Here is a 231-nt window from a genome sequence, read left to right as displayed (position 1 = left end):
AATACTCATCCCATAAATGGCGGCAAGCACTTGCCGGACATCGCCGCTGCCGCTTGTTTGCAGCAGTTTACGTTCATTATGAATCAACCGAAATGCCACTTCAGGATGGGCAAGGGCAAGCCGGTTCACTACATCAGTAATATTTCCGAGTTCTGTGTGGATCGTCTTCATGTACTTCAAACGGGCCGGAGTGTTGTAAAACAAATCTGTGATGGTAATATCCGTCCCCCG

1 pseudogene is annotated in these 231 nt (G+C 48.5%); it reads right to left on the bottom strand.

The window, feature by feature from the left end:
- Nucleotides 1–231 (bottom strand): annotated as a pseudogene (locus tag RYX56_RS25605) (DNA mismatch repair endonuclease MutL); the annotation flags it as partial.

It is taken from the genome of Alkalihalophilus lindianensis, from assembly GCF_032843265.1.
Taxonomy (GTDB): Bacteria; Bacillota; Bacilli; order Bacillales; family Bacillaceae_D; genus Alkalihalophilus; species Alkalihalophilus lindianensis.
The sequence above is the reverse complement of the archived record's forward strand: the minus strand, read 5'-3'. Positions and strand labels throughout refer to the sequence as shown.